Annotated in this window: 16 protein-coding genes; 6 read left to right on the top strand and 10 right to left on the bottom strand. The window is 61.9% G+C overall.

Annotated features, from left to right (window positions below; genetic code table 11):
* Positions 1-3 precede the first annotated feature (3 nt).
* Entirely contained in the window at positions 4-720 is a 717-nt protein-coding gene (locus K6N12_RS28565; protein WP_097629347.1) for an HAD-IA family hydrolase, read from the top strand.
* A gap of 150 nt (positions 721-870) precedes the next feature.
* Positions 871-2,502, top strand: coding sequence for an FGGY-family carbohydrate kinase (locus tag K6N12_RS28560; protein WP_097629387.1), 1,632 nt, complete (start codon positions 871-873; stop codon positions 2,500-2,502).
* A gap of 27 nt (positions 2,503-2,529) precedes the next feature.
* On the opposite strand, the gene K6N12_RS28555 is transcribed toward K6N12_RS28560, so the two are convergent.
* On the bottom strand, positions 2,530-2,988 hold the full coding sequence (locus K6N12_RS28555; protein ID WP_097629348.1) for a hypothetical protein: 459 nt from the start codon (positions 2,986-2,988) through the stop codon (positions 2,530-2,532).
* Positions 2,989-3,158: 170 nt separating this feature from the next.
* Here K6N12_RS28555 and K6N12_RS28550 point away from each other — a divergent pair, with 170 nt between their 5' ends.
* A complete protein-coding gene (locus K6N12_RS28550) occupies positions 3,159-3,824 on the top strand; it encodes a TetR/AcrR family transcriptional regulator (protein ID WP_012558289.1) in 666 nt (221 codons plus the stop codon).
* 50 nt (positions 3,825-3,874) lie between these two features.
* Positions 3,875-4,894: a ketol-acid reductoisomerase gene (gene ilvC / locus K6N12_RS28545; protein ID WP_003593524.1), complete on the top strand. Its 1,020-nt coding sequence runs from the start codon at positions 3,875-3,877 to the stop codon at positions 4,892-4,894.
* Between the two features lie 106 nt (positions 4,895-5,000).
* Here the strand turns inward: ilvC and K6N12_RS28540 are convergent, their stop codons facing one another.
* A complete protein-coding gene (locus tag K6N12_RS28540) occupies positions 5,001-5,948 on the bottom strand; it encodes a LysR substrate-binding domain-containing protein (RefSeq protein ID WP_097629349.1) in 948 nt (315 codons plus the stop codon).
* Between the two features lie 84 nt (positions 5,949-6,032).
* Here K6N12_RS28540 and K6N12_RS28535 point away from each other — a divergent pair, with 84 nt between their 5' ends.
* Complete coding sequence (locus K6N12_RS28535) at positions 6,033-6,557, top strand: hypothetical protein (protein ID WP_097629350.1); 525 nt, start codon at positions 6,033-6,035, stop codon at positions 6,555-6,557.
* A 73-nt stretch (positions 6,558-6,630) separates the two neighbouring features.
* On the opposite strand, the gene K6N12_RS28530 is transcribed toward K6N12_RS28535, so the two are convergent.
* The 5 genes from K6N12_RS28530 to K6N12_RS28510 form a co-directional block, all read right to left on the bottom strand.
* Positions 6,631-7,218 carry a class I SAM-dependent methyltransferase gene (locus K6N12_RS28530; protein WP_097629351.1) on the bottom strand — a complete coding sequence of 196 codons (588 nt, stop codon included), beginning with the start codon at positions 7,216-7,218 and terminating at the stop codon, positions 6,631-6,633.
* Positions 7,208-7,540, bottom strand: a complete 333-nt coding sequence (locus tag K6N12_RS28525; protein ID WP_097629352.1) for a type II toxin-antitoxin system RelE/ParE family toxin — start codon at positions 7,538-7,540, stop codon at positions 7,208-7,210. Before K6N12_RS28525 ends, K6N12_RS28530 begins: the two co-directional genes overlap by 11 nt.
* On the bottom strand, positions 7,527-7,775 hold the full coding sequence (locus K6N12_RS28520) for a ribbon-helix-helix domain-containing protein (RefSeq protein WP_097629353.1): 249 nt from the start codon (positions 7,773-7,775) through the stop codon (positions 7,527-7,529). Before K6N12_RS28520 ends, K6N12_RS28525 begins: the two co-directional genes overlap by 14 nt.
* A gap of 116 nt (positions 7,776-7,891) precedes the next feature.
* A complete protein-coding gene (locus K6N12_RS28515; RefSeq protein WP_097629354.1) occupies positions 7,892-8,074 on the bottom strand; it encodes a PIN domain-containing protein in 183 nt (60 codons plus the stop codon).
* A gap of 125 nt (positions 8,075-8,199) precedes the next feature.
* Positions 8,200-9,300 (bottom strand): branched-chain amino acid aminotransferase, encoded by a 1,101-nt coding sequence (locus K6N12_RS28510; RefSeq protein ID WP_097629355.1) that lies wholly within the window; start codon positions 9,298-9,300, stop codon positions 8,200-8,202.
* Between the two features lie 300 nt (positions 9,301-9,600).
* On the opposite strand from K6N12_RS28510, the gene K6N12_RS28505 reads away from it, so the two are divergent.
* Positions 9,601-10,821, top strand: a complete 1,221-nt coding sequence (locus K6N12_RS28505) for an aminotransferase-like domain-containing protein (RefSeq protein ID WP_097629356.1) — start codon at positions 9,601-9,603, stop codon at positions 10,819-10,821.
* A 242-nt stretch (positions 10,822-11,063) separates the two neighbouring features.
* On the opposite strand, the gene K6N12_RS28500 is transcribed toward K6N12_RS28505, so the two are convergent.
* The 3 genes from K6N12_RS28500 to K6N12_RS28490 form a co-directional block, all read right to left on the bottom strand.
* Positions 11,064-12,104 (bottom strand): DUF2278 family protein, encoded by a 1,041-nt coding sequence (locus K6N12_RS28500; protein ID WP_097629357.1) that lies wholly within the window; start codon positions 12,102-12,104, stop codon positions 11,064-11,066.
* Positions 12,105-12,204: 100 nt separating this feature from the next.
* Positions 12,205-13,263 (bottom strand): aldo/keto reductase, encoded by a 1,059-nt coding sequence (locus K6N12_RS28495; RefSeq protein WP_097629358.1) that lies wholly within the window; start codon positions 13,261-13,263, stop codon positions 12,205-12,207.
* Positions 13,264-13,493: 230 nt separating this feature from the next.
* Positions 13,494-13,964, bottom strand: a complete 471-nt coding sequence (locus K6N12_RS28490) for a MarR family winged helix-turn-helix transcriptional regulator (RefSeq protein WP_097629359.1) — start codon at positions 13,962-13,964, stop codon at positions 13,494-13,496.
* Between the last annotated feature and the right edge of the window lie 127 nt (positions 13,965-14,091).

Below are 14,091 nucleotides of genomic sequence, written 5' to 3'. Positions count from 1 at the left end.
GGCATGCTCGATAGCCGCATCGATTATCCCGGTATGCCGGGGCGCATGGATAACGTCGACCTCGTGATCTTCGATTGCGACGGGGTGCTGATCGACAGCGAGCCGATTGCCAGCCGCACTTTGGCGGAAACGCTGCAGGGCGCCGGCATAGCGATCAGCGCGGCGGAGGCTCATGTCAAATTCACCGGCAATTCGGAAAGCATCATTGCCGAGATGTGCCGGCGCGAATACGGGATCAGCGATGTCACCGGGCTGTTCGAGAGGTGGCATCGTCATCTGTTCGACGAATTTGCCCGTTCGCTGACGCCGATTGCCGGCATTGCCGAGGTTGTCAACAGCCTCAACCGGCCGAAATGCGTCGCATCGAACAGCACGATGCAGCGGCTGCGCAACAGCCTGGGCAAACTCGATCTGTGGAGCGCCTTCGGTGAGGACGTCTTCAGCGCCGAACTGGTCCCCCGGCCGAAGCCGGCGCCGGATCTTCTGCTGCACTGCGCCGAGCGTTTCCGGGCCCGTCCGACCAAATGCGTCATGATCGACGACAGCGCCCATGGCGTGGCGGCAGCCGTAGCCGCAGGCATGACGGCCATCGGATTTGTCGATCCGGCCGATCCGAGGCCCGGCCGCCGCGCGGTGCTCGACGCCGCCGGAGCGGCCGCCGTCGCGACAGGGGCAGGGGAGCTCACTGCCATTCTGGAAAATGTCGGAGGAAGGCTGTGACTGCATCTGCCCAGCGTGTTGGCATCCTTGTCATGGCGTCGCGACCGGGTAATGTCAGCCTCTCTGGAGGCGATCTTTCCAGGCACAGAGTTTGAAATCCGGCTGAAACTGCCCATCAACCCGATCCCTGGCGATCTGAAACGAGAGACCATGAGCGACACATCTCATACCCCGGAAGCCGGCGCCAAATATGTCATCGGCGTCGATGTCGGCACCGGCAGCGCCCGGGCCGGCCTGTTCGATATGGCCGGCACCATGCTTGCCTCCGCCAAGCGGAATATCAGCCTGTTTCATGAAGCCGGTTCCATCGTCGAGCAATCGAGCAGCGAAATCTGGCGCGCCGTGTGCGCGGCCGTGCGAGAGGCGGTTTCCACCGCCGGCGTCGATCCGGCTTCCGTGGTCGGTCTGGGATTCGACGCAACCTGCTCGCTCGTCGTCCTCGGCGAAGGCGGCAAGCCGCTCGCCGTCGGACCCTCAGAAGATCCGGACCGGGATATCATCGTGTGGATGGACCACCGCGCCGTCCCGCAGGCGGAGCGCATCAATGCGTTGGGTCATGACGTGCTCCGTTACGTCGGCGGCCGCATCTCGCCAGAGATGGAAACGCCCAAGCTTCTCTGGCTCTGGGAAAACCGGCGTCAGGTGTTCGATGCCGCCTGGCAATTCTTCGATCTTGCGGATTTTCTGACCTGGCGGGCGACCGGCGATCTGTCACGCTCGACCTGCACGGTCACCTGCAAGTGGACCTATGTCGCCCATGAAAAGCGTTGGGACGACAGTTATTTCCACCAGATCGGCCTCGGAGTGCTGGCAGACGAAGGTTTTGTCCGCATCGGCAAAACTATCGTCGAGCCCGGTTCAGCGCTCGGCGAGGGACTGACTGCTGCTGCGGCAGAGGAGCTTGGCCTGACGCCCGGAACGGCCGTTGCAGCCGGGTTGATCGACGCTCATGCCGGCGGTGTCGGGACTGTCGGCGCCGATCCGCAGGCCAATCTTGCCTATGTCTTCGGGACCTCTTCCTGCACGATGACCTCGACGGCAGAACCGTCTTTCGTTCCCGGCGTCTGGGGACCCTATTATTCAGCGATGGTGCCAGGCTTATGGCTGAACGAGGGCGGCCAGAGCGCTGCCGGCGCTGCCATTGATCAGCTTCTTTCCTTCCATCCGGCGGCCGGCGAGGCGAGGGAGCTTGCGAAGAGCGCGGGCGTTCCGCTGCCGGTGCTCCTTGCAGACATGGCTGCCGGCAAGGCGGGCCGTTCTTCCGATGCCGTCACGCTGGCGGCCGGCCTGCACGTCGTTCCCGAATTCCTCGGCAACCGTGCGCCCTTTGCCGATCCGCATGCCCGAGCGATCATTGCCGGTCTCGGCATGGAGCGGGATGTCGACAGCCTGGTCTCTCTCTACATCGCAGGGCTCTGCGGCATCGGCTACGGCCTGAGACAGATCATCGAAACGCAGGCCGAGGCGGGGGTCACCGTCGAAAACATCGTCATCAGCGGCGGCGCCGGCCAGCACGATTTCGTCCGCCAGGTGCTTGCCGATGCGAGCGGCAAGCCGGTGGTCGCCACGAAGGCCGAGGAGCCGGTATTGCTCGGGGCGGCCATCCTCGGCGCCGTCGCCGGCCGGTTATTTGTCGATGTCGGCGAAGCGATGAGCAGGCTTACGAAGGTGGAAACACGCTTTCAGCCGTCTGAGGGTGAGATTTCGGATCTCCACGGCAAGCGTTACGAAGCCTTCAAGGAGCTTCAGACGCTCGCGCGCAAGCTTCGCAGCGATGCCTGACATCGCTGCACGACAAACGCTTCGGGGCTAATTATTGATGGCGATGATCGCCCAATGGCTCTCCTCGCAGGCGTTGTCGTCGCAGACCGCGCCTATCCAGACGGCGCCGTTGGCGAGCATGACGCCGTCGCTGTTGACGAAGAGGTCTTGATATTGCTGATGGCCGACGGCGCGGCGGGTCTCCGGCGTCACCAGATCGTCGAAATTCTCGACGAAATCTTCGGCGTTCTCGACATCATAGGTCTCACCATTGGCCTTGACGGTCAGCGGATATTCGGCAAGGCCGGCGACGGTCTCGGCATCGCCGGAGCGCATCGCCAGAACGAGCTGGCGCAGCGGCTGATCGAAGGCCCGGGCATTGCCATGCAGCTCTTCGATGCGATTATAGACCTCGTTGTCCGACTGCGCGGCGGCGCGACCGGTGAAGGGCGTCGCGGCGAGGAGCATCGCTCCGGCCAGGAGAAGGGCAGCAGAAAGGCGCGACATGGAGGCTCCGGCAAATAGGGTTCCGCAGCATTATGCAGTCACCACGGCGTCTCCGCCTATCCAATTCTGGTGCCGTGCCGGTCTTTCCCGTATAAAAATCTGCCGGAGCTGCTTGACGGCCCGATGGGTTTGCCGCATAAAGCTCACGAACCGTACCGTACGGTACGTATATGGGAGCCGTGACCGTGTCCGTCGATACTGCAGAGCCGAGCGAGTTTTCGCCGCGCCAGAACGCCGTTCTGGAGCAGGCGCTGCGGTTGCTCGTCGATGGCGGCGAGAAGGCGCTGACGACCTCGGGGGTTGCGCGCGCCGCCAATTGCTCCAAGGAAAGCCTCTACAAGTGGTTCGGCGACCGCGATGGTCTGCTGTCGGCGATGATTGCCTATCAAGCGAGCAAGGTGCGCACCTTCGAGCGCAATGGTGAGCGGTTGACGGCGGCGAGCCTTCATGACCATGTCGTCATTTTCGCGCGTGACCTGCTGGAGGTGCTGGCCGGTGATGTCTCGCTGGCGCTGAACCGGCTCGCCATCGGCCAGTCGAACCGCGACGGCTCGAAGCTCGGCAAGCTGCTGCTTGAGCGCGGCCGCCGGCAGATCGACCGCCGCGCCATGGCGCTGATCGATGCGGGAAAGAGGGCAGGGCTCTTGCGTTTTTCCGATGCCGATGAGGCTTATCACACGCTTTACGGCCTTGTTGTTTCCGACCTGCATGTGCGCATGCTGCTCGGCGAACCGGGCCTCAAGGATACCGCGCGCCAGGCGGAGAGGGCGGTGACCGCCTTCCTCCGGCTTTATGGCACGGACAAGGTTCTGGCGGAGATGCCGGTTCTCGGCTGATTTCGCTTTAATGACAGTCAACAAGACAAGCACAAGGGAAGGAACTTCAAATGCGCGTCTATTACGATCGTGATGCCGATCTCAACCTCATCAAGGCCAAGAAGGTCGCCGTCATCGGCTACGGCTCGCAGGGCCGCGCCCATGCGCTGAACCTGAAGGACAGCGGCGCCCAGAACCTCGTCATCGCTCTCAAGGCCGGTTCGCCCACCGTCAAGAAGGCCGAAGCCGACGGCTTCAAGGTCATGACGGTTGCCGAAGCCGCCGGCTGGGCCGATCTGATGATGATGGCAACCCCGGACGAGCTGCAGGCCGACATCTACAAGGCCGACATCGCACCGAACATCCGCGACGGCGCTGCCATCGCCTTTGCTCACGGCCTCAACGTTCACTTCGGCCTGATCGAGCCGAAGGCTTCGGTCGACGTCGTCATGATCGCGCCGAAGGGCCCGGGCCACACGGTTCGCGGCGAATACCAGAAGGGCGGCGGCGTTCCCTGCCTCGTGGCCGTTCACCAGAACGCCTCCGGCAATGCGCTTGAACTCGCTCTCTCCTACGCCTGCGGCGTCGGCGGCGGCCGTTCCGGCATCATCGAAACCAACTTCCGCGAAGAGTGCGAAACCGACCTTTTCGGCGAACAGGTCGTTCTCTGCGGCGGTCTGGTCGAGCTCATCCGCGCCGGTTTCGAAACGCTGACCGAAGCCGGTTATGCGCCTGAGATGGCCTATTTCGAATGCCTGCACGAAGTGAAGCTGATCGTCGACCTGATCTATGAAGGCGGCATCGCCAACATGAACTACTCGATCTCCAACACGGCCGAGTGGGGCGAGTACGTCTCCGGTCCGCGCATCATCACCGCCGAGACCAAGGCCGAGATGAAGCGCGTCCTCAAGGACATCCAGACCGGCAAATTCACCTCCGAGTGGATGCAGGAATACCGGTCGGGTGCAGCCCGCTTCAAGGGTATCCGCCGCAACAACGACAGCCACCAGATCGAAGAAGTCGGCGCCAAGCTGCGCGGCATGATGCCCTGGATCGGCAAGAACAAGCTGGTCGACAAGAGCGTGAACTAAGCGTTTTACCGAGCGCGCCGCACGAGCATTGGTTCGTGCGGCGCGCTCGGTTTTTTGGTTTTAGGCATGTCATCTCCCAAAAGGCTACATGGTGCCTAGGTAGGATCTACTCGCCGTTGTTCCGAATGCGAGTCTTGGCAGCCGCATCCGGATGGTTCTTCATGTGATCGACGAAGGCGCGTAGTTTCGGTGTCATTTGCCGATGGCCGGGATAATAGAGAAATACGCCGGGCGTCTTCGGCGCGAATGATGCAAGCACCTCGATGAGCTTTCCCGTTCTGATCTCTTCGACGGCGATCGGCTCCGGCACCTGGGCCAGGCCCATCCCCTCGATGGCTGCGCCGAGCATTGTCGGGAAGTCGTGAGTGATAAGCGGCCCCGCGACGGCGATCTCGATGACTCGGCCATTGTCGTCGAGCGACCACCGCGCGAGCGCACCATTGGAGCGGCGTATTCTGAGGCATGCATGGTGACGCAGGTCGTCCGGGCACGCTGGCAGATCCCGGTTGTAGAAATAGATCGGGCTCCCGACGATGATGAACCGAAATGGCGGCGTCAGCCGAACCGCGATCATGTCGGCATCGATGAACTGGCCCATCCTCATCCCTGCATCAAAGCCTTCGATCGCGAGGTCGATCAGCTTCTCGCTGACGGCGATTTCCACCTCGATCTCGGGATAAGCTTGGGAAAAGGACGCAATCAGCGGCTCGATCAAGACCGGGACAACGGCGCGCGGCACCGAGAGGCGCAGCCGTCCGGCCGGTCGCTGTCCAAGCTCATGCGCGTCAGCGCTTGCGGCGACGAGCTCTTCGAAGGCTGTTTTTGCACGCGAAAAGAAACGCTCGCCGGCTTCCGTCAGCCCTACGCTACGCGTCGTTCGGATGAACAGGGCTGCGCCGATCCGCGCCTCCAGCGTGCGCACGGCCTGGCTGATCGCGGAGGGAGTGACGCCGAGTTCCGCCGCTGCCCGGCGAAAGCTGCGGTGCTGCGCAACGCTGAGGAACGCCTCCACCCCGTCGAGCGCGCCCTGCCTGACTGTGAAGTTCTGCTTCATGCCCTGTCCATATTATCCCGAATAGTCGCTCGGTATAAGCGGCCGTATATTGCGCTGGAAACCCGCAGCCCAACAGGAGGCAAAATGTCCCCCGCCGCCATCTTCCAGCTTCACCTGCTGCTCGGCTACGTCGCCTGGCTGCTTTGCATCGGCGTCTATGGCCTGCCCCGGCTCAAGTCGATGGACCGCGCCGGGGCGCAGCGGGCCGTCGCAACGCTCCATAGCTTCCGCTTTTTCGGCCTCGTCTTCATCCTTCCCGGCGTCGTCGGTCCCGATCTGCCGTCCGGCTTTGCCGTCACGGCCGCCTATGGCGATCTTGCTGCCGGGCTGCTGGCCATGCTGGCGCTGATTTCGTTCCGCATCCGCCCACTGTTCTGGCTATTCGTCGTAGCCTTCAATCTCGTAGGCGCCGGTGATCTGGTCATCAACTATTATCACGGCGCCCAGTCCGGCCTGCCTGCCTTGGCTGGGCAACTAGGCGCAGCCTATGTGGTCGTGATCGTCTATGTTCCATTGCTGATGATCACCCATATGGTTGCGTTCTATTTGCTCGCGGCGCGGCAGCCCATGACCGCTCAAACCCATCGCGGGGAGCCTGTTGCCAACTGACGGCCAGGACACGCTGACATTGTTTCGAAAGGTAATTCCGCTGCAGCTTAAGGCCGAGGCGAAACTTTGGCCTCTATCGTTCTGCGCTCACGGCGAGCCAGCGGGTCGGTTTGCCGTCATAGCCGCCGCCGTCGCTTTCCTTGATGGCGAGGTTGCGCCAGCCGCCTTTGGTCAAAAGCGCCGACAGCCATTCGCGTGAGGGGTAGTTGTAGTAGCGCCCGAAGCCGTCATGGCCTTCCGCTTCTCCCGCCTTGAAGCTGGCGTGAAGAAGGCCGCCGGTTCTGAGCGCGCGGCGGATGCGGGTGAAGACATCTGGCAGTTCAGCCCTGGGGACATGAAGAAGGCTCGCATGCGCCCAGACGCCGTCGAAGGCGCTGTCGGCGTCGAGTTCCTGAAACAGCATGACCTTGACCGGCCTGCCGATCAGCGCTTCCGCCTGTCTGGCAAGCTCGGCCGAGCCATCGGTCGCCGTCACTTGGAAACCCTGCGACAGCATGTAGGCGCTGTCCTGGCCGCCGCCGCAGCCGAGTTCGAGGATTGCGCCACCCGGTGCGATACCGGCGAGAAAGACGTCGAGCTGCCGCTTCGGCAAGCTGCGCGCCCGGTTGGCGTATGTCTTGGCGTTTTCTTCATAAAAGGCGGAGGTGCTGTCACGAGACATGCGGGTCGGCCGTTGGGGAGCGTCGTCTTGATTGAAGATGTCTTTCGGGAAGCCGGTCGGCGCCGATAATGTCGATGACGAGGATGCCGTCCGGTATTTCGCGGTAGAAGGCGACGTGGCGCATGTGGAGGAGGCGGCGGAGGCCGGAGCCGAGTTCGTCGCACTCGTCTCCCATGGAGGGCACGCGCGAAAGCAGTACGAAAATCCTATCCCAATCGAGAAGATAGGCATCCGCCTGCGCCTCGCCGAAATGCAGGCTGGCATATTCGTCGATGCCCGACAAAACGGCGTCTGCGGTTCGTGTCAGCCTATAGGTGGTCACGCAGCTTCGCCTTGGTTTCCATCAGAATGTCGGCAATACGTCGGTCGCTGATGCCGCTCTCCTCAGCCAGCCTCAGGATCTCGCGCACTTCTTCGTCATCGAGCTTGCGGTGGTTCTGATCCTTCAGGACGAGTTCCGCCAGATAGGCGCCGGCACTGCTATATCCACCGCTTGCAACACGGCGTGCGACATAGCCCGCCAGATCATCCGGAAGAGAGATCGTCATTTTCGCCATTGAATTCAGTGCCGTCCGTCCATGCCGGTTTCGGCGTCTCCGATGCCAGATTACCATTTCCCACTTTATGATAGAAGCGTTATGCGCCGCCGTCGAACACTTGGGTCACATCAAGGTCAGTCTTTTTTATCGATATGCACGACCCGCTCGAAATCCTTGAAATCGGCGTCGCAGGTCAGAATATCCGCATCTTGGTGCTCGGCCGTCGCGCTGGTGATGGCATCAGCGGTGGTAAGGTTGAGCGCTGCCGATATCTCCGCGGCATGGTGGGCAAGCCTCGTGTCGAGGGGCGCCACCATGCATTTCGCGGTATATGCTCGCTCCGGCGAGGGCGGAATATATCTCTAACCCGACGGCTTTGCGGGCGACGGTGAGCGGCACCCTGTCGGTGTTGACGCCGCCGTTCGCGTGGAATGTCCGACGTTCAGGTCGGGATGAGGCGCGTCCAGCCGTGCTCATCGTTCGTTACGCCCTTCTGCAGACTGACGAGCTGCTGGCGCAGTTCGCTGGTCAACTTGCCGGTCTGTCCGTCTCCGACCAGAAACTCGCCGCCGGCATGTCGAACCAGGCCGATGCCCGCCAGGACTGCGGCAGTGCCGCAAGCGAACGCTTCGACGAGCTTGCCGCTGGCAGCGTCGTCTTGCCATTCCGCGAACGAGTAGGGGCGCTGCTCGACGCGCAAGCCCCTTTCTTCGGCGAGCACGATCACCGACCCCCGGGTGATGCCCGGCAGGATCGTGCCGCCAAGGGGCGGGGTCACCACCGATCCATCGTTCATCACGAAGAAGACGTTCATGCCGCCGAGTTCTTCGACCCAGCGATGCTCTGCGGCATCAAGGAAGACGACCTGATCGCAACCCTTCTTCGTCGCCTCGGCTTGCGCCACGAGGCTGGCTGCGTAGTTTCCGCCGCATTTTGCGGCACCCGTGCCGCCGGCGGCCGCACGGGTGTATTCGGTCTCGACCCAGAGGGAGACGGCCTTCGCGCCACCCTTGAAGTAGGCGCCGACCGGAGAGGCGATGATGCAGAAGACGTATTCCTGCGCCGGACGAACGCCGAGAAACGCCTCGTTGGCGAACATGAAGGGGCGAAGATAGAGGCTGGCGTCGCCGGAGGGTATCCAGGCCTTGTCGACGCGGACCAGTTCTTCGACCGCCTTCAGGAAGAGTTCTTCGGGCACGGGAGGCATCGCCATGCGCGTTGCCGATTGCGCGAAGCGGCGTGCGTTCTCCTCAGGCCGAAAGAGCAGAATCCGGCCATCATCCGCCTTGTAGGCTTTCATGCCCTCGAAGATCTCCTGAGCGTAGTGCAGCACGGCGCTCGCAGGATCGAGTTCCAGGGGCCGCCTCGGCGTAACCTTTGCATCGTGCCAGCCCTTGTCGGCAGTCCATCGTGCCAGGACCATGTGATCCGTGAAGAGCTTGCCGAAGCCGGGCGTCTCCAGTGCCTGGATGCGATCGGCTTCCGGGACGGGAGACTTGTGGAGTTCGATTTTGATTTCAGGAGAGGCCGACGTCACGGTCATTGCTGGCACCTTGATAGTAAATTGAATAGTGGCGGCGACACTACTGCCGCCGAGCTGGTCTTGGAAAGGTCTGAATCAGCCGGTTTCGGCTTTGACCAGAGGAATAATCACTTGATGCGGCTGACGTCGAGCAGCAAATTCGGGATCGAGCGCCGTCGCAAAGACGTTCGCCAATCTCGCACCAAAGCTTTGGAATATAAGATTTCCAACTTGTCACCATAACAAGAAAATAGGTCAGCATTATTGACATAATTTCCACCGCATGGTTTGTCGACGGTATAGAAAATACGAGGAAACCCCATGCTGAACTGGGACACCATGTTTGCGTCGCGCTCGTCGCGCATGCGCGCATCCGAAATCCGTGAACTCCTGAAGCTTCTCGACCGGCCCGACATCATCTCCTTTGCCGGCGGCATTCCGGATCCGGCGCTCTTTCCGGATCGGGAGTTCAAGCAGGCCTATGCCGATATCTTCGACGGCGCCGCCGTCAATTCGGCGCTGCAATATTCGGTCAGCGAAGGCTACAAGCCGCTGCGCGAATGGCTGGTCGGGCAGATGGCTGCTCTCGGCATTCCTTGCGAACTCGACAATGTCTTCATCGTCTCCGGTTCGCAGCAGGGCCTGGATTATCTCGGCAAGCTCTTCCTGTCACCGAACGACACCGCGCTCGTGACATGGCCGACCTATCTCGGCGCGCTGCAGGCCTTTAACGCCTATGAACCGGCCTACGACCAACTGACGCCGAACGGCAACCGGACGCCCGAGTCCTACCGCGCGGCCGCTTCCGCTGCCGGCGGCAAAGTGAAGTTCGCCTATCTCTCCGCCGACTTCTCCAATCCGACCGGCGAAACCGTCGATCTTGATGGCCGCAAGAAGGTCCTGGCGCTGGCGGAAGATCTCGACATCGCCGTCATCGAGGATGCGGCCTATCAGTCGCTGCGTTACGACGGCGATCCGATCCTGCCGATCCTGGCGCTCGAAATCGCCGAGAAGGGCCATATCAACGATACGCGCACGATCTATTGCGGCAGCTTCTCGAAGACGCTGGCGCCCGGCCTTCGCGTCGGCTTCATCGTCGCCAATGCGCCCGTTATCCGCAAGCTGGTGCTGATGAAGCAGGCGGCCGACCTGCATTCTTCGACGATCAACCAGATGGCGATATCAGATGTCGCCGAGCGCGGCTTCGATGCGCAGGTCGCCAAGATCAAAACCGCCTACAGCCAACGCCGCGACTGCATGCTGGCAGCGCTCGAAAAATACATGCCCGAAGGCTCGAGCTGGACGAAGCCGGAAGGCGGCATGTTCATCTGGATCACGCTGCCTGAGGGGATGGACGGCGCCAAGCTCTTGGCGAAATCGCTCGAAACCGCCAAGGTGGCCTTCGTACCCGGCAAGGCCTTCTTCGCCGACGGTTCCGGCGCCAACACTTTCCGCGTCAGCTTCTCCTGCGCCAACGAGCAGGTGATCGAGGACGGCATCGGCCGCCTGGGCGCGCTGATCTCGGCCGAGATCGGCGGCTGATTGTTGTCGATTGAGAGAGTGTGGGTGCGACGATGCCACGAGTCCCTTCTTCCCAGCGGGGAGAAGATGCCGGCAGGCAGATGAGGGGGCGCGACGTCAGGAGCGAATGCGCTGAGCGCAAGCGAAGGCAAGCAAAGGCGTGCGGTGCGGCCCCCTCATCCGACGCTTCGGGCCACCTTCTCCCCGAGGGGAGAAGAGGGAGAGAACCGCTTGCTCTCGTATTCGCAATGGACGTTCACCAATCAGAAAATCGTCGTCCACCCTTCATTCGCCGTTTCGCTCTTGCCGTAGCCGACGCGGTCGGCCACGGCGCCGTCGGCATTGCGCAGGATGATGTCGCCGCCTCTGTTGGCAAGCTGGGGGCCGCTTGCGGCATCGAGCGCTATGGTGCGGAGTTCGCCGGCCTCAAGCGTTCCCGACAGCGTCTGGGTCCTGTCGTTTTCGTCCTCCAGCTTCCAGCCGTCGAGCGATGCCGCCATGTCGGAGCGGTTGATCAGCGTCACCGTTTCGGCTTCCGTGCCGCCTGCGCCGTTTACCGGGTTGATCAGCGCGGCGATGATGCGCAGCGACGAGGCCACGATCGGTTGCGGCCGGCGGGTGCCTTCGCCGCGACCCTGGCCGCCGCGGCCGTCGGAGACGGGATGGCCCGTTGCCGCATCGGTGTTCCAGTTCTGCGACTGGAAGCAGAGAAAGATCGCTGCCCATTCGTCGGTGTCGTTGAAATGGACGAGCAATGCACCATCCTGGTTCGGCCCGTTGGTGGCCTTGAAGCTGCCGCCATCGCCCTGGTTCATGTGGATGTCGTGGATGCCGTTGCCCGGCTCGAAATCGAAATATTGGTCTGGCTTGTTATTTTCAGGCCCCCAGGCCTCGCCGAAGGCGTAGAAATGCACGTCGGAATCGGCAATGCCTTCCTGGACGATCGGCTCGATGAAATCACGCAGGTCGTTCTTCGGGCCGGATAGCTGGAAGGGCGCGACGTTCATGTCTTCGCGTTCGATCAGCCCGCCGCGGACATAATCGATCGCAGGGCCCGGACGGTCCTTGCGGATGTCGGTCAGGCCCATCGGCAGCTCTTCGAGCGCTTCCGTCAGCGCCGGGTGCTTGAAATCGACGATGTTGGCGTAGAGCAGGTCGTGCGGCGATTCCTTCGAGCGGACGTTGAGCGCGATGCGGTAGCTGATACCGTTCGCCTCGATGCGGATCTCGATGTGCGGATCGTTGTCGTCGTCAAGGGCGAGTGCGCTGGCCGTACCCTTCAGGACCTTGTAATTCCTTAGCATGCCGAACCTCGCAGGAGTAGCGGGCTCTTACGCTAACACGGCGAAAGTGCATCTTTTATGACGCCTGTCTTTCGCCGTGCAATGGCGGGTTCATCATCGCCTATTGCTGGAGATGCGGGCCGAAAAGCTCGAGATCGGCCTCACCAAGCCTGTCGCTCACCGTGTTCAGCTGGTGCCAGTAGGGATAGATCACCGGCGGCAGGCTGACGGCATCGAGGCGCTTGCGCTCCTCGTTCGTGAGCTTCAGCTCGGCGGCGGCGATGTTGTCTCGGAACTGGGCTTCTGTGCGGCCGCCGATGATGACCGAGGTGACCGCCTTGCGGCCGATCAGCCAGGCGAGCGCCACTTGTGCGGCCGAGACGCCGCGCTCCTGCCCGATCGCGACCAGGGTCTCGACGATGTTCCAGAGGCGGTTCTCATCTCGGATCGGCGGTTCGGTCCAGCCGGCAAACTGGCGCGTGCCTTCAGGAGCGGCCTGGTTGCGGCGGTGTTTGCCGGAGAGCAGGCCGCCGGCAAGCGGGCTCCAGACCAGCACGCCGAGGCCCTGGTCGATCGAAATCGGCAGCAGCTCGTATTCGGCGTCGCGGGCTTCCAGCGTATAGTGGATCTGCTGGCTGACGAAGCGCTGGTAGCGGTGCTCGTTGGCGATGCCGAGCGCCTTCATGATGTGCCAGCCGGAATAGTTCGAGCAGCCGACGTAACGCACCTTGCCCTGCTTGATCAGCGTGTCGAGGGCTTCCATCGTCTCTTCGAGCGGCGTCTGGCCGTCCCATTCATGCACCTGGTACAGGTCGATGACATCGGTCTTCAAGCGTTTGAGGCTCGCTTCGCATTCCCGGATCAAGTGGTAGCGCGACAGTCCCTGGTCGTTCGGGCCGTCACCCATGCCGAAACGGGCCTTGGTGGCAACCAGCACGCCTTGCGGCCGCTTGCCAGAGAGCACGTCGCCGATGATGTTTTCGCATTCGCCGTTGGAATAGGCATTGGCGGTGTCGATGAGGTTGATGCCGGCATCGATGCAGATATCGATCATCTTCCGCGCCTCGGAGACGCCGAGGTCCCCGACGATCTTGGCCCATCCGATGCCGCCGAAGGTCATCGTGCCCATGGTCAAAGTCGAAATTTTGAGGCCTGAACGGCCGAGCAGACGATATTCCATTGAAATTCCTCCTTCATCGAAAACACGAGTGACGTACCTCAGCGCGGCGGAATGGCAATGGCTGGGTATTCACGCCTGCGTGAGGCTAGGCCAGATTTCGAGCGCCTACATCTTTCGGGCCGGGCGCCGTCGACGCGCGTCTCCGGCGGCAGGGCGCCGGCAGACTGATCGTACAATATGCCATCGGCTTGTCGACGGAAATCGTTCGGGCGCAGCGATGACGCGCCGCGTCAGGTCTCTTCCTCGTTCTTCTTGTGAATGTCGTCGCGGATGGAAGCGATCGTTTCCCGAATCGTGTTGACGGTCGCGGCGTCGAGACCGACGGCTTTTCCGATGCAGTCGAACACTGGGGCGGCACGGCTCTTCAAGGCGTGCCCCTCCTTCGTCAGGCGCAGGAGGACCTGGCGCTCATCGGCGGGATTTCGGTTGCGGGTGACGAGGCCTGATTTCTCCAGCCGCTTCAACAGCGGGGTGAGGGTGCTCGAGTCGAGAAACAGGGTCTCGCCCAGATCCTTCACCGTGCGGTCGTCATGCGCCCATAATGCGGTCATCACCAGGAACTGAGGATAGGTGAGATCCAACTCATCGAGCAGCGGGCGGTAAAGCTGGTTAAAGGCATGGCCTGCCGAATAGATTGAAAAGCAGAGCATTTCATCTACCTTCGGCACGTCGGTGAGATCATCTGGTGTGGCGTTTTTCATCACCTTCTCCTCAGGCCTCAATATAATTTGTGCGCGATCTATTTGCAAGCTATTGACGTCTCGAGCTTTCTGGCCTACATAGATCGTGCACAAACAAATCGCTTACAAATTATATGTCATCGAGAAT

The sequence above is a fragment of the Rhizobium redzepovicii genome, from assembly GCF_019793435.1.
GTDB classification, from domain to species: Bacteria; Pseudomonadota; Alphaproteobacteria; order Rhizobiales; family Rhizobiaceae; genus Rhizobium; species Rhizobium redzepovicii.
Note: the sequence above shows the minus strand (reverse complement) of the source record. Positions and strands in the feature narration are given on the sequence as shown.

What these genes read in the sequence shown, in the direction of transcription:
- K6N12_RS28565 (WP_097629347.1), top strand. Translation starts at nt 4, where the DNA reads ATGCTCGATAGCCGCATCGATTATCCCGGTATGCCGGGGCGCATGGAT.
- K6N12_RS28560 (WP_097629387.1), top strand. Translation starts at nt 871, where the DNA reads ATGAGCGACACATCTCATACCCCGGAAGCCGGCGCCAAATATGTCATC.
- K6N12_RS28555 (WP_097629348.1), bottom strand. Translation starts at nt 2,988, where the DNA reads ATGTCGCGCCTTTCTGCTGCCCTTCTCCTGGCCGGAGCGATGCTCCTC.
- K6N12_RS28550 (WP_012558289.1), top strand. Translation starts at nt 3,159, where the DNA reads ATGGGAGCCGTGACCGTGTCCGTCGATACTGCAGAGCCGAGCGAGTTT.
- ilvC (WP_003593524.1), top strand. Translation starts at nt 3,875, where the DNA reads ATGCGCGTCTATTACGATCGTGATGCCGATCTCAACCTCATCAAGGCC.
- K6N12_RS28540 (WP_097629349.1), bottom strand. Translation starts at nt 5,948, where the DNA reads ATGAAGCAGAACTTCACAGTCAGGCAGGGCGCGCTCGACGGGGTGGAG.
- K6N12_RS28535 (WP_097629350.1), top strand. Translation starts at nt 6,033, where the DNA reads ATGTCCCCCGCCGCCATCTTCCAGCTTCACCTGCTGCTCGGCTACGTC.
- K6N12_RS28530 (WP_097629351.1), bottom strand. Translation starts at nt 7,218, where the DNA reads ATGTCTCGTGACAGCACCTCCGCCTTTTATGAAGAAAACGCCAAGACA.
- K6N12_RS28520 (WP_097629353.1), bottom strand. Translation starts at nt 7,775, where the DNA reads ATGGCGAAAATGACGATCTCTCTTCCGGATGATCTGGCGGGCTATGTC.
- K6N12_RS28515 (WP_097629354.1), bottom strand. Translation starts at nt 8,074, where the DNA reads ATGGTGGCGCCCCTCGACACGAGGCTTGCCCACCATGCCGCGGAGATA.
- K6N12_RS28510 (WP_097629355.1), bottom strand. Translation starts at nt 9,300, where the DNA reads ATGACCGTGACGTCGGCCTCTCCTGAAATCAAAATCGAACTCCACAAG.
- K6N12_RS28505 (WP_097629356.1), top strand. Translation starts at nt 9,601, where the DNA reads ATGCTGAACTGGGACACCATGTTTGCGTCGCGCTCGTCGCGCATGCGC.
- K6N12_RS28500 (WP_097629357.1), bottom strand. Translation starts at nt 12,104, where the DNA reads ATGCTAAGGAATTACAAGGTCCTGAAGGGTACGGCCAGCGCACTCGCC.
- K6N12_RS28495 (WP_097629358.1), bottom strand. Translation starts at nt 13,263, where the DNA reads ATGGAATATCGTCTGCTCGGCCGTTCAGGCCTCAAAATTTCGACTTTG.
- K6N12_RS28490 (WP_097629359.1), bottom strand. Translation starts at nt 13,964, where the DNA reads ATGAAAAACGCCACACCAGATGATCTCACCGACGTGCCGAAGGTAGAT.